Source organism: Myxococcus sp. CA023, from assembly GCF_010998615.1.
Lineage (GTDB): Bacteria > Myxococcota > Myxococcia > Myxococcales > Myxococcaceae > Myxococcus.
In genome coordinates, this window is sequence record NZ_JAAEAH010000006.1 from 51,338 (window position 1) to 74,242 (window position 22,905).

The 22,905-nt window shown below is 66.8% G+C and carries 16 protein-coding genes and 1 pseudogene; 12 read left to right on the top strand and 5 right to left on the bottom strand.

The features are described 5' to 3' along the window. The first annotated feature begins 3,295 nt into the window (after window positions 1-3,295). Together F8M74_RS38615 and F8M74_RS03545 are read left to right on the top strand one after the other, a co-directional pair. The gene (locus F8M74_RS38615; protein WP_162295022.1) at window positions 3,296-4,762 is read left to right on the top strand and encodes an RHS repeat-associated core domain-containing protein; all 1,467 of its coding nucleotides are present in this window, start codon (window positions 3,296-3,298) and stop codon (window positions 4,760-4,762) included. A gap of 673 nt (window positions 4,763-5,435) precedes the next feature. Then, window positions 5,436-7,085: pseudogene (locus F8M74_RS03545) on the top strand (ISL3 family transposase). Window positions 7,086-7,507: 422 nt separating this feature from the next. Here F8M74_RS03545 and F8M74_RS37685 read toward each other — a convergent pair. Next, on the bottom strand, window positions 7,508-8,242 hold the full coding sequence (locus F8M74_RS37685) for a hypothetical protein (RefSeq protein ID WP_228559908.1): 735 nt from the start codon (window positions 8,240-8,242) through the stop codon (window positions 7,508-7,510). A gap of 52 nt (window positions 8,243-8,294) precedes the next feature. Then, entirely contained in the window at window positions 8,295-8,477 is a 183-nt protein-coding gene (locus F8M74_RS03555) for a hypothetical protein (protein WP_090491820.1), read from the bottom strand. 96 nt (window positions 8,478-8,573) lie between these two features. On the opposite strand from F8M74_RS03555, the gene F8M74_RS03560 reads away from it, so the two are divergent. After that, window positions 8,574-9,248, top strand: a complete 675-nt coding sequence (locus F8M74_RS03560) for an SOS response-associated peptidase (protein ID WP_141257524.1) — start codon at window positions 8,574-8,576, stop codon at window positions 9,246-9,248. A 10-nt stretch (window positions 9,249-9,258) separates the two neighbouring features. Here the strand turns inward: F8M74_RS03560 and F8M74_RS03565 are convergent, their stop codons facing one another. Together F8M74_RS03565 and F8M74_RS03570 are read right to left on the bottom strand one after the other, a co-directional pair. Beyond that, entirely contained in the window at window positions 9,259-9,648 is a 390-nt protein-coding gene (locus tag F8M74_RS03565) for a DoxX family protein (protein WP_140876523.1), read from the bottom strand. 58 nt (window positions 9,649-9,706) lie between these two features. Beyond that, complete coding sequence (locus tag F8M74_RS03570; RefSeq protein ID WP_141257523.1) at window positions 9,707-11,221, bottom strand: Hsp70 family protein; 1,515 nt, start codon at window positions 11,219-11,221, stop codon at window positions 9,707-9,709. A 250-nt stretch (window positions 11,222-11,471) separates the two neighbouring features. On the opposite strand from F8M74_RS03570, the gene F8M74_RS03575 reads away from it, so the two are divergent. The 3 genes from F8M74_RS03575 to F8M74_RS03585 all read left to right on the top strand — a co-directional run bounded on the left by F8M74_RS03575 (window position 11,472) and on the right by F8M74_RS03585 (window position 13,468). Next, on the top strand, window positions 11,472-12,221 hold the full coding sequence (locus tag F8M74_RS03575; RefSeq protein ID WP_141257522.1) for an AzlC family ABC transporter permease: 750 nt from the start codon (window positions 11,472-11,474) through the stop codon (window positions 12,219-12,221). Beyond that, window positions 12,218-12,526, top strand: coding sequence for an AzlD domain-containing protein (locus F8M74_RS03580; protein ID WP_141257521.1), 309 nt, complete (start codon window positions 12,218-12,220; stop codon window positions 12,524-12,526). The genes F8M74_RS03575 and F8M74_RS03580 overlap by 4 nt, the downstream gene beginning before the upstream one ends. Window positions 12,527-12,625: 99 nt before the next feature. Then, complete coding sequence (locus F8M74_RS03585) at window positions 12,626-13,468, top strand: pesticin C-terminus-like muramidase (RefSeq protein WP_141257520.1); 843 nt, start codon at window positions 12,626-12,628, stop codon at window positions 13,466-13,468. A gap of 146 nt (window positions 13,469-13,614) precedes the next feature. On the opposite strand, the gene F8M74_RS03590 is transcribed toward F8M74_RS03585, so the two are convergent. Further along, window positions 13,615-15,111 (bottom strand): sigma-54 dependent transcriptional regulator, encoded by a 1,497-nt coding sequence (locus tag F8M74_RS03590; RefSeq protein ID WP_141257519.1) that lies wholly within the window; start codon window positions 15,109-15,111, stop codon window positions 13,615-13,617. 219 nt (window positions 15,112-15,330) lie between these two features. On the opposite strand from F8M74_RS03590, the gene F8M74_RS03595 reads away from it, so the two are divergent. Genes F8M74_RS03595 through F8M74_RS03620 form a run of 6 tightly spaced genes read left to right on the top strand, consistent with a single transcriptional unit; the run spans window position 15,331 to window position 22,897 of the window. Beyond that, a complete protein-coding gene (locus tag F8M74_RS03595; RefSeq protein WP_141257518.1) occupies window positions 15,331-16,080 on the top strand; it encodes an OmpA family protein in 750 nt (249 codons plus the stop codon). A 22-nt stretch (window positions 16,081-16,102) separates the two neighbouring features. Next, window positions 16,103-16,537, top strand: a complete 435-nt coding sequence (locus F8M74_RS03600; RefSeq protein ID WP_163884324.1) for a chemotaxis protein CheW — start codon at window positions 16,103-16,105, stop codon at window positions 16,535-16,537. A gap of 3 nt (window positions 16,538-16,540) precedes the next feature. Then, on the top strand, window positions 16,541-16,912 hold the full coding sequence (locus F8M74_RS03605) for a protein CrdC (RefSeq protein ID WP_141257517.1): 372 nt from the start codon (window positions 16,541-16,543) through the stop codon (window positions 16,910-16,912). After that, window positions 16,909-18,696 (top strand): methyl-accepting chemotaxis protein, encoded by a 1,788-nt coding sequence (locus tag F8M74_RS03610; protein ID WP_141257516.1) that lies wholly within the window; start codon window positions 16,909-16,911, stop codon window positions 18,694-18,696. The genes F8M74_RS03605 and F8M74_RS03610 overlap by 4 nt, the downstream gene beginning before the upstream one ends. Further along, the gene (locus F8M74_RS03615) at window positions 18,693-20,510 is read left to right on the top strand and encodes a methyl-accepting chemotaxis protein (RefSeq protein WP_141257515.1); all 1,818 of its coding nucleotides are present in this window, start codon (window positions 18,693-18,695) and stop codon (window positions 20,508-20,510) included. Before F8M74_RS03610 ends, F8M74_RS03615 begins: the two co-directional genes overlap by 4 nt. Further along, window positions 20,507-22,897, top strand: a complete 2,391-nt coding sequence (locus tag F8M74_RS03620; RefSeq protein WP_141341380.1) for a response regulator — start codon at window positions 20,507-20,509, stop codon at window positions 22,895-22,897. Before F8M74_RS03615 ends, F8M74_RS03620 begins: the two co-directional genes overlap by 4 nt. The last annotated feature ends 8 nt before the right edge of the window (window positions 22,898-22,905 follow it).

Below are 22,905 nucleotides of genomic sequence, written 5' to 3' on the forward strand. Positions count from 1 at the left end.
TGGAGTCGGCCTACGGTTGGAGTACGTGAAGTTGGGCAGTTCGACGGGGTATGCCCAATGTGTGGTGCGCCATTTGTACCGTCGAGCCACGCTTGCATCTGGAGTTGTTCATGAGCAGTTGCGCGCTACATATTATTATGAAGAACTCGCGGGGATTGAGTCGGCTGGACTGCTATCCAGGGTCGCGTTCTCTTCGGGGGAAGAGGATACGTATCAGTATCCGGAAGGAAGCCTCCTGGTGTCGCGCTCCGATGTACTGGTAGCTCACCATTCATACGACTCTACAGGACGAGTTACGGCTGCAAATGAAGCAGACGTTCAGCTTGAGATCGGTAACTCAAATCGATCTGCCTGTCCCTCAGGTCTCAATTGCTGCGGAACACAGTATACACGCCGACGCGCTTCCGATGTGACCGCGCACACAGGAAGGTTGAGTGCGGCAAAGTCGAATCTCGTACGCGATTATGACTTTGTTTCGGGCGTGAGTTCGGGGGCGAATCAAACTCTGCTGAGGGTGTCCGAATCGTGCTTCAATGGTGGATGCAGCCCAGGCACGATTCGCTACGACTGGACTTGTGGGAGCCCTGGAGAACCCCCGGTTCTCAAGGGGATTCAGGATAAACGAAGCAACTGGACCGTTTTTGATTACGCTTTCGTCACGGACTCCTCGGGAACAGTACGGCCGGAAAAGCGAACGGAGCACAAGGGAGCTCTCCATCAAGATGGCGGCGTAGCGCTAGAAGAAGCGAACTTCTCCTACGTTTATGACGATGCGAACCAGCAACTGCCTTCTATCTCTGAGCGCGATAGCTTGTTGATGCCGTCGAATGGCAAAGCACGTAGGGTCACTCGCTATGCGCCCGGTACCTCCCGCGTTACCGCAGTTCTGGAGTCCGGATGGACACGCATTTTCAACTCCGACACAGGGAATTGGAGCGACGAATTGCGCGTTCGTGGCACTTTCTATTTTTCGGCACGAACCGAGGGGGACACGACGCCCGACCCTGAAGGTCGTACGCTAGAAGAGCATGGCCCGTGCTGGGTAGAGAGTGAGAGTGCCACGGATTGCCCAGCAGGTGAAGGCTACAAGACTGTGCGCTACCACTACTGGCAGCAGAATGCCGGCTGGCCTCGGGCAGGTCGGTTGAGCGAAATCAGGGAGTCAGGGCCAAGCGTAGCTCCCTTGGCCACCTACGTCGACTATGCCTTCGACACCACAACCGGCGAGGAAGTGTCTACGCAGACGGATGCGAGCGGAGTGGTGAGAGAGTCGCGCTCCCTCAATGGGCGCTTGGTGAGTACTCGTGCCCTGCCGGGCAGCGGCGCAACTGCCGTAGTAACCACATACGGATACGACTCCGCGGGGCGCCTGACATGGACACGATTGCCGGAAGGCAACTACGAGGTGACTTGCTACCGGACCGGCACGCCGTCGGCAGCCTGCGCGGGAGGAAGCATGACGTCGAAGCTTCAGTGGCGCGCAAAGTCCGCCGTAGTGGATGGGGCTACGTGGAGCGAAAAGGTGACGTACTCGTATTGGGAGGACGGAACCCTGCAGCATGAGCGGCACCTGGATGCGGCAGGGGTCGTTCGTCTCGTCCGTGGCTATTCAGCAGATGCTCACCGCAGGCCCACGATGAAGTCGTGGGGAGAGCCCTACAGTGTCACGCGAGGCCGACGCTACGACGCGAATGATAACTTGGCTGGCGTAGGGAGTGGCACCTTCGCGAACTGCACCAGTGGTACTGCTATATGCAATAGCATGGTGTATGATCGGGCGAATCGCCTGAGTCGAGTTGATGACTATCCTACGAATGTCGTTGCGGACAGCCATCGTACCTGCTTCAAGCATGATCGGCACGGCAACATCACGAGCATAGAGTCGGGGCTCACCTCCTCCACCGATTGTGAAACCTACAGCCCTGGAGTTGGTGCGTCGCTTTACACCTACGACGACTTCGGTCAGTTGGTACAGCTTGAAAGCTCTGCGATGGGAGTTGGAAGTGCGCGCGGGGCGACTCGTTTCGCATACGACGCTGCGGGCCAGCAAATCGTCAAGCAGACGCCGTCGCAGGCAGCCGTGTCTCCGCGGGACTTCATTGAATCCACGTACGATGCGCTCGGACGACTGGCGCGAGTCGCCCGGTTGAGCCCACCTGCAAGCATGGAAGTGCTCTACCGCCAGGGGTACGAGGCAACCGAGATGCCCCCCGCATCTTGCGGGGTGCTGGAATTTACTCAGGGCCGTACGCGCTGGCGCGATGATTCATTCGGGCGCACTTGGTATGGATATGATTGGGCGGGGCGTGTCTTGCGCGAGGTGCGAGTCCGTCATGGCAGTGCGGACTGCAGCAGTTCCACTCCACACGCCAACCCGCATACGGCTTATACGTACAGCGTCAACGGCAATTTGACCTCAATCATCTATCCATATGGACGTGCCGTCCGCTACGTGCATGGAGAGGGTGCATGGGCGGATCGGGTACAGGAGGTCCGTGTGACTGCTTTTGGTGAGGACGGTAGCGCATCTGACGTCACGCTGCTGTCTCAGATTTCGTGGGAGCCTTATGGTGGCCTTCGCGGATATCGACAGCACCTGCAGGGGAGTAGTTCCGCTGTCAGTGTTGAGTACATGCTGGGGGCTGCAACCAAAGAGACAGGTAGATGTGCGACGGAAACCAATGGTGACATTGGTGCCAATGACAAGACTGGGCGAATCCGGGCGCTGTGGGTGTCGACACTTGGCTCCGGGGCTTCATGGGTGCCGGGGGCGGGCAATGGGGCGGTACTGCGTCAGACCTACGATTGGAGCGCGGACCAGGTGAAGAGGAGCATCAGTTGTCTGTTGGGTTCAAGCATCTTTACCTCGCCTGTTCAGACATTTTCATATGACAGGCTGCTTCGCCTGACGTCTGCCACTGGCACAATGGATTCTGGAGGCGGGCCCTTTGGTACACGCTCGTTCGGGTATGATGGGCGCGGCAATCGTACCTCCGAGGCAGGCGAGGCGAACTCCTGGACGCTCACGTATGGGGCTTCGCCCGCTCACCCTGACTGGCTTACTCAACGCACGAGTCAGCAGACGGATAGTTGGATTTCTCACGGCTACGGATATGACTCCGATGGTCGAGTATCGCAGAAGACGTGGCCGAATGATTCCGTTGGAAGCCCTGTGCATATTATCGACTTCGCTGCGGGGGCATGGGCCCACGGCGGCAATGACGTAGTGTTTCGAAGTGCGAGTGTGAATGGCGCCAGCTATAGCTATTATTATGATGCGGCAAATCGGCGTCGGATGAAGGTATACCCGACGGGAGCGGGTGACGAGTACTTCTACGACCTCGGGCACAACCTCTTGGTGGACATAGGGAATGACTCCCTCCTTTCGCCTGATGCTCACCCAACTGACGAGTATGTGTGGCTGGCCAACCGGCCAGTGGCGCTCATCCGTGGGCAATTGGACACCAACGGGGGGCGGATGTCTGACGGAGAAGTGGACTGTCGCCGTGCAGGCGAAATGGCGTCGTGTGGAATGTACTCGCTGGTGACGGACTACCTAGGCAAGCCCGCTTTGATGCTGGATGGGCAGGGCCGGGTGGTGGGGACGGGTGAGTATGATGCATTTGGTCAGGTCAACCGCGTTAACGTGGACGTGGAGACGCCGCATCCATACGGTACGCAGACTGGGGCATTTGGACCGACGCTTAAGCAGACCACTCCTCCGAATACAAGCGTGCAGATGCGGGTCTTGGTGGACGCACTAGACCTGTATGCGCCGGAAGGGCCTGCGTGCAGCGGCAGCCCGACGGATGAGCTTCAGGTGCATGATGCGAGCAGTGGCGTCGTGTTCGCAACGTTAGGAGCGGACCGGAGTCATGGGTGGACGGACTGGATAAGTCCTGGAAGTGCGGGTATTCAGCTGGCACTTGCAAGCGCGGGCGATTGTGACCCTGTGTCAGTTGGCTGCGCTTGTACTGGGACTGCGCCGACTGCGGCTCGCTCCCAGATGGGGGTAGCCGCGTCCGCCTACGAATACCGACGTTTGCAAACGGGCGCTCAGCCTTTGTGGACACCACTGCGCTTCCCTGGTCAGTACCACGACGCCGAGACCGACCTCTTCGAGAACTGGAATCGCTACTACGACCCGAGCATCGGCCGGTACCTGCAGCCGGAGCCGATGCTACAGAGCCCTCGGTATGTGCGTGCGATGGCATGGCGTGGCCGCTCCGTTGGTGCGTATGCCTATGCGCTGAATAACCCCCTCCACTTTGTTGATCGGAATGGTCTTACCGCGCTCCGCTATACTGTAAGTACCGGGAGTCTGTATGTGGATCCAGAGGTCCCAGGTAGGCACCCGTACGTTGTTCTCTCCTCGAGCGGGCGGTCGCCATGCTTGAATGTGTCATCACCGTCATGCGAGCGTTCTGCGGACACGGGGGCCATTCCGCGGGGGTGGTACGAGTTGTATCCGCATGAATTGAGCGACCCCTCATTGGCGAGGGACATCGCTAGGAGGGCCTTGTACGGTGACTGGGGAGATTGGAGAGTCAGACTTCATGCCATGCAGTGCAGTCCTGCTGACGCGTGGCCTTCCGGCATGGTGGCTCGAGATGGATTCTTCCTGCACTGTGGGGGCAGGCCCGGTAGCGCAGGTTGTATTGATGTTGGAGGGGGGATACTCGGAAGCGCCCTAACCGACCAACTGCAGGCCGATATTCTTGCAGATCCTGATGGCGTCGTGACTTTGGATGTAGAGTGGTGAATTAGTCCTACTTGGTCATCTCTCTCCGAGCTTCAGCGGTTCCCGAGGGGAATTCCCCTCGGGGAAGACCCGGTGTGACCCCTGTCGCAATAGGAGGCCAAATGAGACCTTCAGGAGCCGCCTCGCTATCGCTTGCCCTGGGAGCATGCAGTGCTGGCGTCCTGGCAACATACGGAGGGTACCTCACGCTCGTAGTGCCATCGGTCCGACAAGGGGAAGCAGTTTCGCCATTTCTTTGGGCCGTACTTGCTGGGCTAATTCCGCTTGGCGTCTTGAGTAGTGGAGTGCTTGCGTCAAGGCCCATCTTTTCCTTGATTGTTGGGGCGTTCACAGCTTGTCTGCGAATGGCCGTGGAGTTCGTCCTTTCGCTTAATGATGCCCCCGGATTTCTCAAGTCCAACGTGAGGGAGGCGCGAGGCACTGAGTTGATCGGTGCGCTGATCATGGAGGCGGTGGTTTGGGCAGCGGTCGCCTTCCTTTCATTTAGGGTGGGAGCGGCGTTTGGGCGCCGTCGGGCTGGGAGGCCGTCTCATACGCGGTGAGGAGGGATGCGGTGCCAGGAGGCGGTGTCTGAAGTTGCCCCGTTATCGCGGCTCTCCCGCACTTCGTGTGGTTCCCCTCGAAGGCATGGGCAGATGCGGCAGACGGCCAGCAGGGCGAATACACCCTGGGAATGGAAACGCTGTACTCCCTTCCTGGCTGTCGCGTGGAGCGGGTGACGCGCGGCGGTGTTTCGGACGTTGTCCTTGTGGCTCATCGGGAGGGCACTGGTGCCCGGTGTCCCTCCTGCCAGACGCCCAGTACCTGGGTGCATGGCAGCTACGTCTGACGCCCGGCGGACCTGCCCACCGCATGCCGCGCCGTGCAACTTGAGCTTCGCTTCCGGCGCTTCTGCTGTCGAAACCCGGAATGCTCGTGCCGTACGTTCGCTGAGCGGCCGGTGCGCCTGCTGTCGTCTCGGGCTCGTCGGACACGGCGGCTGTCCACCGCGCAGTGCGCCGTTGCAATCTCAGCCGGGGCAGAGGCTGGGGCCAGGCTGCTCACGTCCCTGGCCATGCCCACCAGTCCAGACACACTCCTGAGGCTGATTCGCCGCGCTCCGCTGCCTCCCCTCAGCCCCACCCGCGTCCTGGGGCTCGACGACTGGGCGCTGCGCAAGGGGCGTACCTACGGCTCCATCCTCGTCGACCTGGAAGCGCACTGCGTCCGCGACGTCTTGCCAGACTGCTCGACTCCCACGGTGAGCGCCTGGCTACGCCATCACCCCGGCGTGGAAGTCATCGCCAGAGACAGGTCGACCGAGTACGCACGGGCGGCGATGCTGGGCGCTCAAGATGCTCAGTAGGTGGCGGATCGCTGGCACTTGCTGCTGAATGGACGGCAGATGATGGAACGATGGATGACCGGCGCTCACCCTCGACTTCGAGCACTGCCAGCCGTGTCGGGTGGGGAGGAGCCGCCAGTCCGCCGGCACACCAGTTACTCGCGAACTCACGCCGACGCTCGTGCCCGAGAGGAGAGTCGCTCTCAGCGTGTCGCTGCATACGAGGCCGTCCGGTGTCGTCATCTGGCAGGGGAACCCCTGCTGTGAATCAGTCGCACGCTGGGGCTGGCGCGAGGAATGGTGCGCAAATATGCCGCCGAAGCCTTTCCAGAACGCGCGGCGCGTGTGCCTGGACCGAGCATTCCCGACCCTTATCTGGAGTACCTGACGCAGCGGCAGGCTGCGGGGTGTGAGAACGCATGTGAACTCTGGCGGGAGGTTCGCGCCCAGGGTTTTCGTGGCACATCACGTCAGGTCCACCGTTGGCTCCAAATGCGAAGGACCGTTCCGCCTCGCTTCGGCGCATGCAGCTACCCCAGTGGCAATTGGTGGTCGACGGGCACGAGCCCCGACGTGCTCGCTTCGCCGAAGCAATTGGCGTGGCTGTGCGTGAAGCGGCCCTCCTGGCTGACCTCCACGGAGGCCGCAGCATTGGCGCGCATCGAGCAAGACGAGGAAGCCGCGCGTGTCATCGCATTGACTCGGCAATTCTGTGAACTCGTGCGCTCGCGGGGCATCGCACGCGGAGCCGAGCCAACGAAGTCCTGTAGTCCCTTTGAAGCGTGGCTAGGTAAGGCTCGCAGGTCCGGTGTTCGCGCGATGGAGACCTTTGCGAAGGGACTCGAACAGGACGGCGATGCCGTCCGGGCCGCGCTGGCGTTTCCCTGGAGTAACGCCCAGGCCGAGGGCCAAATCACGAACCTCAAGCTTCTCAAGCGTCAGATGTACGGCCGCGCCAGCTTCGACCTGCTGCGTCGTCGCGTGCTGCTCACCATTTGAGCCTACGGTCCACACGAAGTGCGGGAGAGCCGCGGAACCGGGGCAACTTCACTGCAACGATGTCGGCACTTGCCCATTCCTGAGCAAGGCAGCGTGGCTGCGAGCCGTTGTGCCCAGCTACTTCGCCTACCATGAAGTACCTACCAATGTGAGGGCGCTGTCGTCCTTCAGAACCCAGGTCATCCGTCTCTGGCAGCGGTTGCTGCGGCGACGCGGCCAATGAGATCGGACGAACTGGGAGAAGATGGGAGGGCGCGTCCGACGGTGGATCCCGACTGCCCGCATCCTGCATCCCTGGCCCGAGGAGCGATTTGACGTCAGAACCCAAGGCAAGAACCCGGTGCGGTAGTTCCGCTCGCTGGGAGCGGTGCGGGGGGCGGCCACAGCCGGAAGCGGCGAAGGGCCGTCCCTACCGCGACCAGTCAGTCCCCCGCGACGGCAATCTGCCAGTCGCCTTCGGGGGTGATGCCCACGCGTAGGCCGAGATAGCTGCCCTGGTCCTTCATCCCTGCGATTTCCTCGTCCGGGTAGACGCCCTTGAGCGCGCCCCAATCCTTGTCGGACGTCGCGCCGGTGACGTGGACGGCCGGCCAGAAGTAGAGATTGTCCTGCTTCGCGTAGGGCAGGTTCAGGACCTTGACGATGCGGGCCAGCTCCGGATTGCCCAGCTTCTCCGCTGCACGCCAGTACTCTCCCGCGTCGGTGTCGTCGCCGAAGGTGAACCGCACGGCCTTGCCGTTCTCGTCCGCCAGCGTGTTGAGCGCCGTGTAATCACAGGCCACCGCCGCGGCGATGATGCGCTGACGCATCGACTCCACGGGCGCTGGCAACGCCGGAGAGGCTGGTGCCACGCGCGGAGACAAGCTCGCCGCTGAGCAGGTGCCCTTCTCCGCGGCCGGCGCTCCCGTGTACTCACCGACGCCCGAATCGGCGTTGGCCGCTTCGGCCGTTGCCGAGCCTGGCACCACGGCATCAGGGCTGCCCGCGCCCTGGGGCTCCGTGCTCGGGGCGGGGGGCTGTCCCTTGCCCGGTGCGGCAGGGGCGACAGGCGCGGTGGCGACACCGGAGTCGACTCCGGCGGCAGGGCTCGAGGTTCGCTCGGTGCAGGCGACGAGCGAGGCGGCAACACAGAGAGAAAGCAGAGAAGTCCGGTTCATGGCCCACTCGTTGTAGTCCAGCGGACAGGCGGCAGGCTCCGGATTCCGTCGCTCAGCCGCCGCCTTTTGGTGACTCGATGACGACGGCGAAGGGGTCGAAGGGCTTGTCATCCTTCTTCTTCGCGCTCGGCATGCCGAACTCGCCGGTGGGGTGCTCAGGCCGGACCGACGTGTACGGGTCGATCTTCACCGGAACGCCAAACACCTTCGGGTTCTTCTTGGGGCCGTCGCTCATGCCGTCCATGCTACCGCAGCGGCCACCCGCCTGTTTGGCTGCACTGGCAAGGTGTCTTCTTGGGCATTCGGCCAGCCAGGGCGATACTTCCTGCCCATGTGTGGCCGTGTCACCGTCCGAACCTCTCCTGAGCAGATTGTCACCGGGCTGGGCCTCGCCGGCATCCGTACCGCCGTGGAACGGCCGCGCTTCAATCTCTGTCCCACGCAGTTGATGCCCGTGGTGACCAATGATGGCGCGCGGATGTTGGATGCCTTCCGCTGGGGGCTCGTCCCGTCGTGGGCGAAGGACCCCGCCATTGGCAACAAGCTCATCAACGCACGGGGCGAGACAGTGGCGGAGAAGCCCAGCTTCCGCTCCGCGCTCAAGCGGCGCCGTTGCCTTGTCGTGGTGGATGGCTGGTACGAGTGGAAGCAGTCCACGAAGCCGAAGACGCCGTACCACTTCCACCGCAAGGACGGGCAGCTCCTGACGCTCGCGGGGCTGTGGGAGGAGTGGACCGCGCCCGACACGGGCGAGGTGCTCAACACCTGCACCATCATCACCGTCGGGCCCAACGCGCTGATGGCGCCCATCCATGACCGGATGCCCGTCATCCTCGAGCCGGAGGCCCAGGAGGTGTGGCTGCGTCCGGAGCCGCAGGAGTCCTCAGTGCTGCTCCCGCTGCTGGTTCCCTGCGCCGAGGAGGCGCTGGACGCCTACGAGGTGTCGCGCGTGGTGAACTCCCCCGCCAACGACACCCCGGAGTGTGTGGAGCGCGTGGCCGCCTGATTCGCGTGGCTCAGGCGCGACGGCGGACCTTCGCGTCGAGGCTCCACGGCCCCGCGCCGATGAGCGCGATTCCGGCCATGACGGCGAGGTAGAGCAGCGCCATTTCCATGCGGCCGAAGGGGTCCGCGCGGTGCCGGTAGAGGGCCACTGCCATGGTGAAGCCCGCCATCGCCGCCGCCGGACGCGTGAAGAGACCCACGGCCACCAGCAGCCCGCCCAGGAACTCCGCCATCGTGGCGCACCAGGCGAAGAACGTCGGAAACGGGAAGCCAAGCTGCGCCACGCCCGCCGCGAACTTGCTCATGTCGCCGGTGAGCTTGGGCAGGCCGTGCCCCAGCGCCAACGAGAGACCGAACACCACGCGGATCAGCGTCAAACCCACCGCGGACTTACCCACCATGTCGTGTACCTCCCAGGTTGCCCACGCATCCTCGCACGGAGGCGTGCGTCACGCTGTGTTACGCGGAGCGCTTGGGCGCGCGCATGTCGCTGATGGCCAGCGGATGCCGGGCACCCTGAGGGGAGACGAGCGCGGCGCTGAGGACGAAGTCCTGACCCATGCGGAGCTCCAGCGTGGTGGGGCCCTTGTAGGTGGTGCGCCAGTCCAACTCGACGCGGACGGTGCCCAGCAGCTCGCGGTCCACGGTGGTGGTGTCCAGCGCCTCGAAGAGGGCGATGGAGAGCGGCCCGGGAATCATCGGCAGCTCCAGCGTCACTGACTTCGTCGCGGGCACGGGGGTGTTGGCGGGGATGACCTCGTGCTGCGCGCCGCCGGGGACCATGATGCTGATGGGCATGGGCACCACGTCCGCCAGGCCGGTGATGCCGCGCGCCAGGTTCCGGCCGAGGATGGCCGCGCCCACCGCGACGCCGAGCTCCGGGTTGACCTCCTTGTCGGAGGACAGGCGCTTGAAGTGGGAGAAGCGCTGGCGGATGGCGGGCATGCGCGTCTGGCCGCCGACGAGGACCAGCTCGTCAATCTGGTCTGGCTTCAGCTTCGCGCGCTCCAGCACGTCGTCGCAGGCGGAGGCGGTGCGCTCGATGAGCTGGAAGGCCATCTCCTCCAGGCGCTTGCGGGTGAGCGTGTAGTCGAAGTCGATGAAGCCGCCGTCCTTCTGGGCGATGCACGGCACGCGGAGCACCGTGGCGTCGCGCTGGCTCAGCGCCATCTTCGCGGACTCAGCGGCGAAGACGAGCCGCTGCATCACCACCTTGTTCCCACGCAGGTCGATGCCGTGCTTCTGCTGGAAGTCGTCCACCAGCATCTCCACGATGCGCTCGTCGAAGTTGGCGCCGCCCAGGAAGGCATCACCGCCGGTGGCCAGCACCTTCACCACCTTGTTCTGCACCGCCAGCAGGGTGGCGTCGAAGGTGCCGCCGCCCAGGTCGAACACCATCACCGTCTGCTCGGGGTTGCGCAGGTTGGCGTAGTAGAGCGCGGCGGCGGTGGGCTCGTTGACGATGGCGCGCACCTGGAGGCCGGCCTGCTCCGCGGCATGGCGCACCGCCGCGCGCTGGCGGCTGCTGGCGTGCGCGGGCACGGTGAGCACGCACTCGCGGAAGGGGGTGCCGGCGGCGTGGTTCGCCAACGTGTGAATCTGCTTGATGATGAGGTGCGCCACTTCCGTCAGCGACGTCTGCTTCCCGTACATCGTCACGGCCGTGTAGCCGTCCTCGGCCTCGACGAGCTCGAAGGCGTACTTGTCCTTGTGCTGGGTGACGTACTCGGACTGGAAGCGGCGGCCCAGGAAGCGCTTGGCGCCGAAGACGGTGTGGCGAGGGTCGTCAATGATTTGCCGGCGCGCGGCGTGGCCAACGATGGCCTTGTCCGCCGCGTGGAACCAGACGACGGAAGGCAGCGTGACGCTCTTGTCCGTCACCGGAACGACGCGGAGCTTGCCGGCCTTGTCGAAGAAGGCGGCGGCGGTGTTGGTGGTCCCGAAGTCGATGCCAAGGATGGAGCCCGTACTCATCACGGCTGACTCTCCCACGTCCCGTGGGCACGTTCAGCCCCTGAAAATGTCCTCGAGTACAGCGTGGGTGGGTCACTTGAAGCCCGGTTGCTCTTCGCTTCACTCCGCGGCGGCGGTGGGAGGCGACGGGCAGTAGAAATGTGCCGTTGGGTGGGCTTAGCGCGTACGCGGGGCTTGCCGGCTCGAAGGCTGGGGCCCCGAGGTCCGTGCCGGTGTTCGTCGTTGACCGGCCCGTGCCTTCGTTTCATGGATGTGCGCCATGGCCATGGGGCATGTGGATCGAAGTCTGGTTCGGGATGTCGCGGCGATTGCCGCCGCCTCTAGCGTCATCGGGGCTTCGTTCGGTGCCATTGCGGTGGCGTCGGGATTGTCGGTGTGGGTCGCGTCGGCCATGTCCGTGCTCGTCTTCGCGGGTGGTTCGCAGTTCATGGCCGTGGGGGTGGTGGCGGGCGGTGGCAGTCCCGTGGCCGCGGTCATCGCGGGGCTGCTGCTCAACGCGAGGCACCTGCCGTTCGGTCTGGTGATTTCGGACGTGCTTGGAAAGCACTGGCTCGTGCGGCTGATTGGCACGCATTTGATGGTGGACGAGTCCGTGGCGTTCGCGCTCGCGCAGCCCACGCCGGAGCGCCGGAAGGCGGCGTACTGGCTGTGCGGTGGGGCGTTGTTCATGGGCTGGAACGTGGGCGTCCTCGTCGGCGCCCTGGCGGGAACGGCGCTGGGCAGCCCGGAGGCGATGGGGCTCGATGCCGCGTTTCCCGCCGGGTTGCTGGCGCTGCTGCTGCCGTCGCTGACCGCCCCCGCCAAGCCTCCGAACACCGAGCCCGGTACCGCGGAGGGTGAGGTCGAGACCGCCCGCGCCCACGAAGACCGCGCGGCGGCTGCTCGGGCGCGCTGGGTGGCGGGGGGCGCGGCGCTCATCGCGCTCGCCACCACGCCGATTCTTCCCACGGGGGTTCCCGTGCTGCTCTCGCTGCTGGCGCTCGGGCTGGTGCTGCGATGACGCTGCTCCCCATCCTGGTTCTGGCGGCGGGCACCTATGCCTTCCGGCTCGCGGGCCCGCTGCTGAGCCAGCGCATGCAGGTGTCCACGCGGGTACAGGGCCTGCTGTCCCTCTCCGCGATTGCGCTGCTCACCGCGCTGGTGGCCACGGCCACGCTGACGTCGAACGGGGGCTTCTCGGGCTGGGCACGTCCGGCGGGGGTGCTCGCCGGCGCCGTGCTGGCGTGGCGGAAGTTGCCCTTCGTCGTCGTGGTGGTGGGGGCGGCGGGGGTTACAGCTTTGTTGCGAATGTCGGGCGTGAGTTGAATTCTGGTTAAATCACGCACCGCGGCTTGATGGAGGGTGATGTAGGTGGCAGGCTCCGCACTGTTAGTCAACTTTTCCCGGACTCAGTGAGGACCTGCCATGACTGGAATCGATCGCTCTTCGTCGTCGAGAAGCTCCCAGCGGGAATCGCGGGTGTCGGGAGGGGACTCCGCCCGCGGCCTCCGGAATGAGACGAACCGGCGCGAGGACGCGCGGCAGTCCGAGCAGAACAAGGCCAAGGGCTATTCGGTGAAGGACGGCTGGGACTCGCGGCCCGCCCAGACGGCGAAGCAGTCGCAACCGGCGGTCGAGGCCCAGGCCGTGGCTGCGGAGGGCGGAGTTGCCGCCGCGACGGAGCCGGACGTCGACTGGGACTTCATCGCCGAGCAGGAGGGCCGGGCGGTACAGGATGGCTATGTCCCGGACGCCACGGGGAGCAAGAGCGGCGTCACCGTGGGCACGGGCGTGGACCTGGGCGCCCGGGACATGAACGACCTGGACCGGCTGGGACTGTCGGACGCGCTGAAGACGAAGCTGGAGCCCTACCTGGGCAAGCAGGGCCAGGACGCCGCGGACTTCCTGGCGGAGAACCCGCTGAACCTGACGGCGGAAGAGGTCAAGGAGTTGGACCGGGCCGTGAAGGGCGAGGCGCTGGACAACGTGGTCAATGAGTACAACACCGAGGTCGAGCGCCTGAACGCGGCGGACGGTGGCAGCCGGCCGAAGTTCGCGGAGCTGCCGCGGGAGATGCAGACGGTGATTGCCTCCGTGGGCTTCCAGTACGGCTCGCTGAAGACGGCCACGCCCAACTTCTTCGCGCAGGTGACGGAGCAGCGGTGGGACGACGCGAAGGCCAATTTGGAGGACTTCGGTGACCGCTATCCGTCGCGCCGTGGCCGCGAGGCGGAGCTACTGGGCGAGGGCATCGCGACCCTGAGCTGAGCCCGCTGCGTCGAACATGGTCCGGAGCACGGCGGCTTCGCCGAGGCTCCGGGCCTGCGCCGGCAGTGCGGGAGCCGCCGGGCTGGAGCGGCACGCGATTGCTTTCGCGCGTCTGAAATTGCTTGGCAGCAATGATGGTCAGGCAGTCAGGATTCGCTCTGTCCGCGCCGTAAGCCCAAGGCCTTCATTTTTTTATAGAAGTGACCGCGTTCCAGGTCGAGCAACCGTGCGGCTTCCGTCACGTTGTCGTGTGTATGGGAAAGCACGTACTGGATGATTTCCCGCTCGGCGTCTTCCACCTGCTCGCGGAACGTCCGGTCCGCGCGAGGCCGGAAGCCCACGGGCGCGGGAGGCTCGGTCGCCACCGGGGCGGCGATGGCGGGCGCGGGCGTACTGGACGCCAGGACCACGGCCGCCTCGGGAGAAGGAGGGGGCAGGGGGCTCGCGGGTGTCTCCATCGGTGCGGGCGGCGGCACGTTCCGGCCCCGGGGCAACAGCTCCAGCGCATCCGTCCGCGTGACGACGGGGCCTTCACACAGGATGGCCAGCCGCTCCACCAGGTTGCGCAGCTCGCGCACGTTGCCGGGATAGTCGTAGGCGCTCATCACCGCCAGCGCGTCGGGGGACAGCGCCAGCGGCCGGCGTCCATTCTTGGCGCAGGCCTCGTCGAGGAACGTCTTGATGAGGTCCGGCAAATCTTCGCGCCGCTCACGCAGCGGGGGCGAGTGAATCTGCACCACGTTGATGCGGTAGTAGAGGTCCTCGCGGAAGCGCCCGGCGGCAATCTCCGCCTCCAGGTTCTTGTTCGTCGCCGCGACGACGCGCACGTCCACCTTGTGCGTCTCCGCGCCGCCCACGCGCTCCAGCTCGCCTTCCTGCAACACGCGCAGCAGCTTGGCCTGCATCGCCTGCGGCATGTCGCCAATCTCGTCCAGGAAGAGCGTGCCCTCGTGCGCCAGCTCGAACTTGCCCCGCCGCACGCTCACCGCGCCGGTGAAAGCGCCCTTCTCGTGGCCGAACAGCTCGCTCTCGATGAGCTCATGCGGCACCGCGGCGCAGTTGAGTTTCACGAAGGGCTGCCCTTTGCGCTTCGAGTGCTGGTGCAGCGCCCGTGCGATGAGCTCCTTGCCCGTGCCGTTCTCACCCGTAATCAGCACCCGGCCCTCGGACGGCGCCGTGCGCTGGATGAGCGAGAAGATGCGCTGCATGGCCGGTCCACTGCCGACCATGTCGTAGCGGCCCAGCTGTGCCCGCAGCTCCTGGAGCTCCGCCATGGCGGCCTGGTGCTTGAGCACGTTGCGCAGCGCCACCAGCAGTCGCTCCCGGGCGATTGGTTTTTCCAGGAAATCCCTGGCTCCCAACTGGGTGGCCTTCACCGCGGTGTCGATGGTGCCGTGCCCTGACATCATGATGACGGGCAGCTCCGGCTTCAGCTCGGTCAGCTTCGCCAGGGCCGTAAGGCCGTCCATGTCCGGCATCTTCACGTCCATCAGCACCGCGTCCACGGGACGGGCGCTGACGACATCCAGGGCCACCTGCCCGCTGTTGGCCAGGTGCGTCTGATACCCCGCCAGTTGGAGCGACTGGCTCAGGGTGAGGAGGATGTTCTTCTCGTCATCGACGATGAGGACAGAGGCGGGCATGAAGGGCTTTCCCCGAGGCGTGCCGCGAGGCGCGCCACACGCGGGTCAATCGTGACAATCTCACGGAAAATATTTGGAGATTCAAGGGTTTCGGCGATGGGGTGGGGTGTCCTGCGCGGGACAAATGTTTTGACTCACCCCCTCCAGTGAGACTACACGCCAACGACTACACCCCGCGGGCGCGGGCGCGTTTTCGACTACAGAATTCTGGAGGAAATAATGCGTCAGATTTCCCTTTTGGCGGGGCTCTCCCTCGCCGTCGCCATCATGGGCGGCTGCACCCCTTCCTACCCGAAGTGCAACGAGGACGAGCACTGCGCGGAGAAGGGCGAAGTTTGCGTCCAGGGCCAGTGCCAGGAGTGCGCCACCGACGCCAACTGCCAGGAGGGTTTCACCTGCCAGGCGAACAAGTGCGCCCCCAAGCCGCCTGAGTGCACCACGGACAGCGCTTGTGGCAGCGGCCGCATCTGCGAGGCCGGCAAGTGCGCCGAGGCCCAGTGCCAGCAGGACACCCAGTGCCCCGGCGGCGGCAAGTGCGAGTCCGGCCGTTGCCAGGTTCCCGAGAACACCTGCGCGTCCAGCTCTGACTGCGGCGAGGGCCAGGAGTGCCAGGCCGGCCAGTGCGTGACGGCCTCCGCGGAGCGCTGCGACTGGAGCCCCGTGCCGTTCGGCTTCAATGAGTCTGGCCTGTCAGCGGACGCGCAGCAGCGCCTGTCCGACCTGGCCCAGTGCCTGAAGAGCGCTCCGGGCCGCGTCACCCTGGCGGGCCACGCCGACGAGCGCGGCACCGAGGAGTACAACCTCCAGCTCTCCAACCGCCGCGCGGCGTCCGTCAAGCGCTACCTGACGGACCTGGGCGTGCCGGCCAGCCAGCTGGGCACGGTGGGTTATGGTGAGACCCGCCCGGTGAACTCCGCTTCGTCCGAAGACGCGTGGTCCGAGAACCGCCGCGTCGAGTTCCAGCGCTAGTCTGAGGTAGGCTGCGCGTGTGATGGCCGTCCAAGAGCCGGAAGCGCGTCAGTCCTATCTCGTCTTCGCCTGTGGCAGTAGCTGGTATGCGGTACCCGCGGAGAGCGCGGCGGAGGTCGTGACCTTCCCCGAGCTCACGCGGGTGCCCGGCGCTCCAGCCCACCTGCTGGGCGTGTTCGCACACCGGGGTGAAGTCATCCCCGTCGTGGACATGGGCCTGCTGGTGGGCGGCGTCAGTCAGGGTTCCCGAAGGGCGGTGCTCGTGCGCCTGCCGCGTGGGACCCTGGCCCTCACGGCCAGTACGGTGGCCGGCGTCTCCCCGGTGACGGGCACGCTGGAGCCCCTGGGCCCCACGGGCGTCCACGTCCACCTGCGCGGCCCCGCCAAGAGCGGCCCCCGGGATGTGGCCGTCATCGACCCGGAAGGGCTCTTCGACCACCTCAGTCAGGGGACCTGAGTCATGGAGCCGCCGGGCCACGTCCGGGGAATGCTCCTGTGCCATGCCGGTCCCCACCGGCTCGCCTTCCATGCGCACGAGGTGGTCTCCATCGCGTCGCCCTCCGGGCACGCGGCGGCCTCCGCGCGCCGGGCCTTCCATGAGACGGAGGGTTCCGCCCGCGTGCTGGTGTCCGCCTCGGGCGGCGCGGTGGGCGTGGACGCGCTGGAAATCGACGCGGAGCAGCGCTGGGTGCTGCCCGCGCCGCCGGTGACGGTGCGCGCGTCGGGGGGCAGCCTTCAGGGTTTCGTGATGGCGCGGGGCGAGCTGTGGCCCCTCGTGGGGCTGGCGGACTTCGAGCGCTTTCTGCGCGGGCATCCAGGGGAGGGCGCATGACGGTGCCCGGGGGCATGAGGGGCCTGGCGCGGTGGACCGCGCGTCCCGCGTTGTTGGGCAGTTCCATGGGCACGGTGCTGGTGCTGCTGCACTGCCAGCTCACCGGCACGGTGCCCGAGGGCACCTGGGGGCCCTTCCTCCTGCTGGTGGGCGTGGCGCTGTCGCTGTCGCTCTGGTTCACCGGCGTCCATGGTCGGCGCACGCTGCGGGTGCTGTACGCGCTAGGCGAAGGCCGGCTGCCGTCAACGCACGAGGCCCTGCTCAAGGCGCTGCTGGAAGCGCGCTCCTTCCCGGAGCGGAGCTTCGCCTTCGTCCTTCAGTGCTGGCTGTTGGCCTCGCTGGGCGTGGCGCTCGTCTTCGTTCCGCTGGTGGGCGGGACGTGGATGCTGGGGATGCGGCTCGCGCTGATGGGCATGTTCCTGGGGCCGCTGAGCGCGCTGTTCGTCTACCTGATGGTGGCTCGCCGCGCCCGCAAGGCGGTGGAGTTGGTGGCGGCCCAGGGACTGTCCCCGCTGGAGGTGGTGGCCACGGCGCCGCCCCGCCGCCTGCACATCCGCCGACGGATGGTGCTCTTCACCGCCATCGCCGTGCTCAGCCCGTCCTTCTTCATCCTCGACGCGTCGGTGACGCGGGCGATGGACGCGGTGGATGCGATGGTGGGCGCGCCGGCCCACGTGCAGCGCGACGTGGCGGGACGGGCGAGTGAGACGAGCGGGCTCGCGGTGGCTGGATTGGTCGCGGTGCTGGTGATGATGACGGCCTATGTGGGCGGCGCCGTCATCGCCGAGCCGCTGCGCTCCATCACCGAGGACGCGACGCGCATCGCCCAGGGCGACTTCCGCCCGCCGCGCATCATCGCCGCGGAGGACGAAGTGTGGGCCACCTCCGCCGCCTTCGCGCAGATGCAGACACAGTTGGGGCAGGCGCTGGCACAACTGCGGCGCGCGGGCCTCCAGATTTCCACCACCACCGAGCAACTGGTGGCCACGTCCGGTGAGCAAGAGTCCGGCGCGGATGAGCAGTCCGCGTCGCTCAACGTGACGAGCGCCACCACGGAGGAGCTGGCACGCTCGGCGCAACAGATTGCCGGCAATGCGGAGTCGGTGTCCGCCATCGCCGAGACGACCTTCGCCGCCGCGCAGACGGGACAGCGAGGCGCCGCCGCCTTCCTGGGCGCGATGCAGCGCATGAAGGAGGACAACCAGGCCATCGCGGACGCGGTGGTGCGGCTCAACAAGCGCGTGCAGCAGATTGGCAAGGTGGTGGAGTTCATCAACGAGATTGCCGACAAGTCCGACCTGCTGGCGCTCAACGCCGAGTTGGAAGGCACCAAGGCGGGCGAGGTGGGCCGGGGCTTCTCATTGGTGGCCGCGGAAATGCGGCGCCTGGCGGAGAACGTCATCCGTTCCACGAAGGCGATTGAGCAGCTCATCGCGGAGATTCGCGATGCGACGCACGCCGCGGTCATGGCCACCGAGGCGGGGCTGAAGACGACGGACGCGGGCACGGTGCTGGCCGCGCAGGTGGACGAAAGCCTGAGCCTCATCCTGGAGCTGGCCCGGCAGACGTCCCACGCGGTGCGCAGCATCTCCCTGGCCACGCAGCAGCAGCAGACGGGAACGGACCAGCTGGCGGCCGCCATGGGCGACATCCTTCGCGTCACCGAGCAGAACTTCGCGGCCACCAAGCAAATGGCGGCGGCCAACGCCGACCTGTCCACCCTGGCGCGTGATTTGAAAGACGCGGTGGAGCGCTTCCACGTCGGGCCAGGAGGTGACGCGTGAGCGCACAGAAGGGCCCCAGGCGGGCCTCCTTCAGCCGGCACCTCATGGCGCCCGTCCCGCTGGCCAACCTGGTGGGCGCGGCGCTCAGCCTGCGTTTCGCCTCGCTCACCCTCGCCGAGCCGCTGGCGGGCCGGATGGGCTTGATGGGTATCCTGGGCGGTGCGCTCTGCGCGACGGCGCTGCTGTCGGGGGCCGCTGTGTCCCTGGGACGGCAGCGCACCCTGCGCGGGCTGGAGCGTGGGGATGTGCCCACCACGCCGCAGACGCTGGCGTCGGCGGTGGCGGAGGTGACGCGCGCGCCGGACGAGGCCTTCCTGGGCTCGCTGGGACTGTGGCTGATCACCACGCTGGCGCTGGGCGTGTGCATGTGGCTGGGCGTGGGCGTGGAGTTGGCGGTGGCCGCTCGCATCGCCGCGCTGGGCCTGCTCTTCGGGCCGCTGACCGCGCTGCTCGTGTACTGCCTCGTCGTGCTTCGTTCGCGCAAGGTGGTGCTGTGGCTGGCGGAGCTGGGCATGACGCACGCGCAGCTCATCGAGGCCATGCCCCGGCGCGCGGAGCTGCGTGCGCGGCTGGCGGCCTTCGCCTTCGTGGCGGTGATGACGCCCGCGGTGCTGTCCGCGCAGCTCGCGTCGGCGCTGAGCAACCACATCTTCACCCGGCTCATGGCGGAGCGGGACGTCAACCGTCAGCTGATGTTGGCGCAGGAGCTTCGAGTCGAGGCGCTGACGCAGGGCGGAGGGCTGGTGCTGCTCGTCTTCGCGCTGGCGCTGACGGCCGCCTACCTGGGTGGCACCATGCTGGGGCGGCCCCTCCGGGAGCTGTCGCGCGAGGCGAAGCGCATCGCCGAGGGGGACCTGGCCAGCCCGCGCGTGGTGCCCGCGGAGGACGAGGTCTGGGACGTATCCGCGGCGTTCACCACCATGCGCGTGCATCTGGCGGACGTGATGTCGCAGTTGCAGCGCGCGGGCGCGCAGATTTCGGCGACCACGGAGGAGATTCTCACCACGTCGGGACGCTACGAAGCGGGCGCGACGGAGCAGGCCAGCTCGCTGGACGAGACGAGCGCCACCACGGAGGAGCTGGCACGTTCGGCGCGGCAGATCGCCGAGAACGCGGGCTCGGTGGCGGAGATTGCCCAGCGCACGCTGGGCGCGGCGCAGCAGGGGCAGGGGAGCGCGGAGGCCTTCCTGGGCTCCATGGCGCGCATGCGCCAGGACAACGGCGCCATCTCCTCCGCCGTGGTGCGGCTCAACAAGCGCGTGCAGCAGATTGGCAAAATCGTCGAGTTCATCAACGGCGTCGCCGACAAGTCGGAGCTGCTGGCGCTCAACGCCGAGCTGGAGGGCACCAAGGCCAGTGAGGTGGGCCGGGGCTTCTCGTTGGTGGCCGCGGAGATGCGGCGGCTGGCGGAGAACGTGCTGGAGTCCACGAAGGAGATTGAGGGCCTCATCGAGGAGGTGCGCGAGGCCTCCGCCGCGGCCGTGTCCGCCACCGAGGGTGGCGTGCGCGCGGTGGAGACGGGCACCACGCTGGCGCAGCAGGTGTCCGAGTCGCTGCGGCAGATTGTCGACCTGGCCGGGCAGACGTCCTACGCGGTGCGCAGCATCTCCCTGGCCACGCAGCAGCAGCAGATGGGCACCGACCAGCTCGCCGACACGATGGCGGACATCCTCCGCATCACCCAGCAGAGCCTCAACGCCACCAAGCAGGTGACGACGGCGAACACGGACCTGCTCGTGCTCGCCAGGGACCTGCAGGGCGTGGTGGAGCGCTTCCAGATTGGCCAGGAGCCGCTGGGGGAGGAGGGCGAGTGACCCCGAGCGAGCGCCTGCTCAGGCAGTTCCGGGACCTGGTGACGGTGCGCCTGGAGCGCATCACCCGGTCCTTGATGGAGCTGGAGTCTGGCGCCAGCGCGGAGGCGGGGCGGGGCGTGCTGCGAGAGCTGCACGGTTTGAAGGGTGAAGCCCGGATGATGGGCTTCGATGACGTCAACGTGCTGGTGCACGAGATGGAGGAGCTGGTCCGCTGCACCGAGCCCCTTCGCTACGCCCTCTCCCCCGCGTCCACGGATGCGTTGCTGACCACGGCGGACGCCGTGCTCGTGTTCTCCGGGACGCAGGCCGCCGATGAGCCGCCGCCCGCGGTGGAGCGGCTCGTCGCGTGGCTGCAGGAGTGCGTCCGCTCCGAGTCGGTGCGGCTGCCGCCCGGAAGTCTCGCGCCCGTGGCCCCCGCGAGTCCGGAGGCCGCCGGCCGCGTGGGAGCGCAAGGTGGCCCCCACTCCTCCGTGCAGACGAACCCGGGGGCTTCTCCGGGGCGGCTGTTGACGGTCCCTGTCGCGGAGGGGAGCCGGCCTCACGTGCCTTCACCGGGCCGGAGCGCGATGCCGAGCCTCGTCTCTCCGCAAGCCTCTGGCGCCGCGGCGTCCTCCGGCGCGGGCGCCCGGGCGGCCTCCTCGGCTTCGACGGTGCAGGGTTCCAACGGCCTCACGGCGCCCCGGCAGCCCGAGTCACGTCCGGACACCGCGGTGCGCATCGGCGTGGAGAGCCTGGACCTGCTCACCAGCGCCGTCACCAACCTCACGCAGGTGGCGCGTCGCCGGGAGTTGGCCAATGCCCGGCGCCTGGCCCTGGCCCGTGAGCTGAGCCAGCTTGCCCGCGAGGCGGAAGACCTGGGGCCCGCGGGCGCCGCGTTGGCGGCACGGTTGGGCTCGGCCAAGGAGATGGCCGCGGTCCTCCACCGCGAGTCGAAGCTGCTCTCCAATGCGGAGCTGCGCGACCTGGGCATGTTGGTGGAGGAGGTGCAGACGCTGCGCATGTTGCCGCTCTCCGTCCTCTTCGAGCCCTACCCCCGCATGGTGCGCGACCTGTCCCGCGCGCTGGGCAAGGAGGTGGAGCTGGTCGTCGACGGCGAGGACACGCGCGCCGACCGCGCCGTCGTGGAGGCGCTTCGCGAGCCGTTGATGCACCTGGTCCGCAACGCCCTGGACCACGGACTGGAGACGCGGGTGGACCGCGTCACGGCGGACAAGAAGCCACGTGGCTGTCTCACGCTGCGTGCCGCTCGAGAGGGCAACCGCATCATCCTCCGTGTCGAGGACGACGGCATGGGCGTGGACCCCGTCCAACTCCGCAAGGTGGCCGTGCGCAGGGGGCTGTTCGACGAGAGCGCCGCCAACGCCCTGTCGGACGCCGCGGCCCGCGAGCTCATCTTCCTGCCAGGCTTCACCTCGCGGGACGTCGTCACCGACCTGTCGGGCCGGGGCGTGGGGTTGGACGCGGTCCGCACCTCCATTCAGGCCCTGGGCGGCGACGTCGGGGTGGAGTCTGCACCGGGCTGGGGCACCATCTTCGAGCTGCGCGTCCCCGTCTCCCTCACCGTGGCCCCGCTGCTCTTCATCCAGGTGGGGACGGAGACGCTGGCCCTGAGCGCCACCCATGTCTCGCGGGCGCTGAAGGTGGACTCGGCGGACCAATGCGAGGTGGCCGGCCGCCCGTCGCTCCTGGTGGAAGGCCGAGTACTGCCGCTGGCCCCGCTGTCGTCACTGCTGGGGCTGGGGCCTCCGCGGCCCGCTCGCGAGGGTGAGCTGGCCCTGGTGGTGAAGAGCCAGAGCGGCGCGGCGGCGCTGGTGGTGGACCGCGTCCTGGAGGAGCGGGTCCAGGCCATCCTCCCCTTGAAGGGCATCCTGGGCCGCTTCGGCCATCTCACCGGGGCCACGTCCCTGGCGGATGGGCGCCTGGCCATGGTGCTCTCGGCGGCCTTCCTCACCGCCAGCGCCCACCAAGGCAATGCCTTGCCGCGTCCGCCCCCGTCGGTAGCGCCCGGCCCCGAGGTCCGGCGGCGCCGCATTCTGGTGGTGGACGACTCGCCCCTCACCCGGGAGCTCATCGCCAACCTCCTGGAGGCGGTGGGGTACGACACCGTCATCGCCTCGGACGGGGCGGAGGCCCTGGAGGTCCTGGATTCTCATCCCGTGGACCTGGTCGTCACGGACCTGGAGATGCCGGGGGTGGACGGCCTGGAGCTGGCCCGGCGCCTGAAGGGGCACCCCATCCATTCGAGGCTCCCGGTGGTTATCCTCACCACCCGTGGGGGGGAGGAGGACCGGCGGCGGGGGTTGGCGGCCGGGGTGGACGGCTACATCACCAAGGGCGACCTGGTGCGCCAGGACCTGGTGGATGTGGTGCGGCGACTGCTTGGCTGACGGGAGGA

What these genes read in the sequence shown, in the direction of transcription:
- F8M74_RS38615 (WP_162295022.1), top strand. Translation starts at nt 3,296, where the DNA reads ATGAAGGTATACCCGACGGGAGCGGGTGACGAGTACTTCTACGACCTC.
- F8M74_RS37685 (WP_228559908.1), bottom strand. Translation starts at nt 8,242, where the DNA reads ATGAACCGGACTTCTCTGCTTTCTCTCTGTGTTGCCGCCTCGCTCGTC.
- F8M74_RS03555 (WP_090491820.1), bottom strand. Translation starts at nt 8,477, where the DNA reads ATGAGCGACGGCCCCAAGAAGAACCCGAAGGTGTTTGGCGTTCCGGTG.
- F8M74_RS03560 (WP_141257524.1), top strand. Translation starts at nt 8,574, where the DNA reads ATGTGTGGCCGTGTCACCGTCCGAACCTCTCCTGAGCAGATTGTCACC.
- F8M74_RS03565 (WP_140876523.1), bottom strand. Translation starts at nt 9,648, where the DNA reads ATGGTGGGTAAGTCCGCGGTGGGTTTGACGCTGATCCGCGTGGTGTTC.
- F8M74_RS03570 (WP_141257523.1), bottom strand. Translation starts at nt 11,221, where the DNA reads ATGAGTACGGGCTCCATCCTTGGCATCGACTTCGGGACCACCAACACC.
- F8M74_RS03575 (WP_141257522.1), top strand. Translation starts at nt 11,472, where the DNA reads ATGTGCGCCATGGCCATGGGGCATGTGGATCGAAGTCTGGTTCGGGAT.
- F8M74_RS03580 (WP_141257521.1), top strand. Translation starts at nt 12,218, where the DNA reads ATGACGCTGCTCCCCATCCTGGTTCTGGCGGCGGGCACCTATGCCTTC.
- F8M74_RS03585 (WP_141257520.1), top strand. Translation starts at nt 12,626, where the DNA reads ATGACTGGAATCGATCGCTCTTCGTCGTCGAGAAGCTCCCAGCGGGAA.
- F8M74_RS03590 (WP_141257519.1), bottom strand. Translation starts at nt 15,111, where the DNA reads ATGCCCGCCTCTGTCCTCATCGTCGATGACGAGAAGAACATCCTCCTC.
- F8M74_RS03595 (WP_141257518.1), top strand. Translation starts at nt 15,331, where the DNA reads ATGCGTCAGATTTCCCTTTTGGCGGGGCTCTCCCTCGCCGTCGCCATC.
- F8M74_RS03600 (WP_163884324.1), top strand. Translation starts at nt 16,103, where the DNA reads ATGGCCGTCCAAGAGCCGGAAGCGCGTCAGTCCTATCTCGTCTTCGCC.
- F8M74_RS03605 (WP_141257517.1), top strand. Translation starts at nt 16,541, where the DNA reads ATGGAGCCGCCGGGCCACGTCCGGGGAATGCTCCTGTGCCATGCCGGT.
- F8M74_RS03610 (WP_141257516.1), top strand. Translation starts at nt 16,909, where the DNA reads ATGACGGTGCCCGGGGGCATGAGGGGCCTGGCGCGGTGGACCGCGCGT.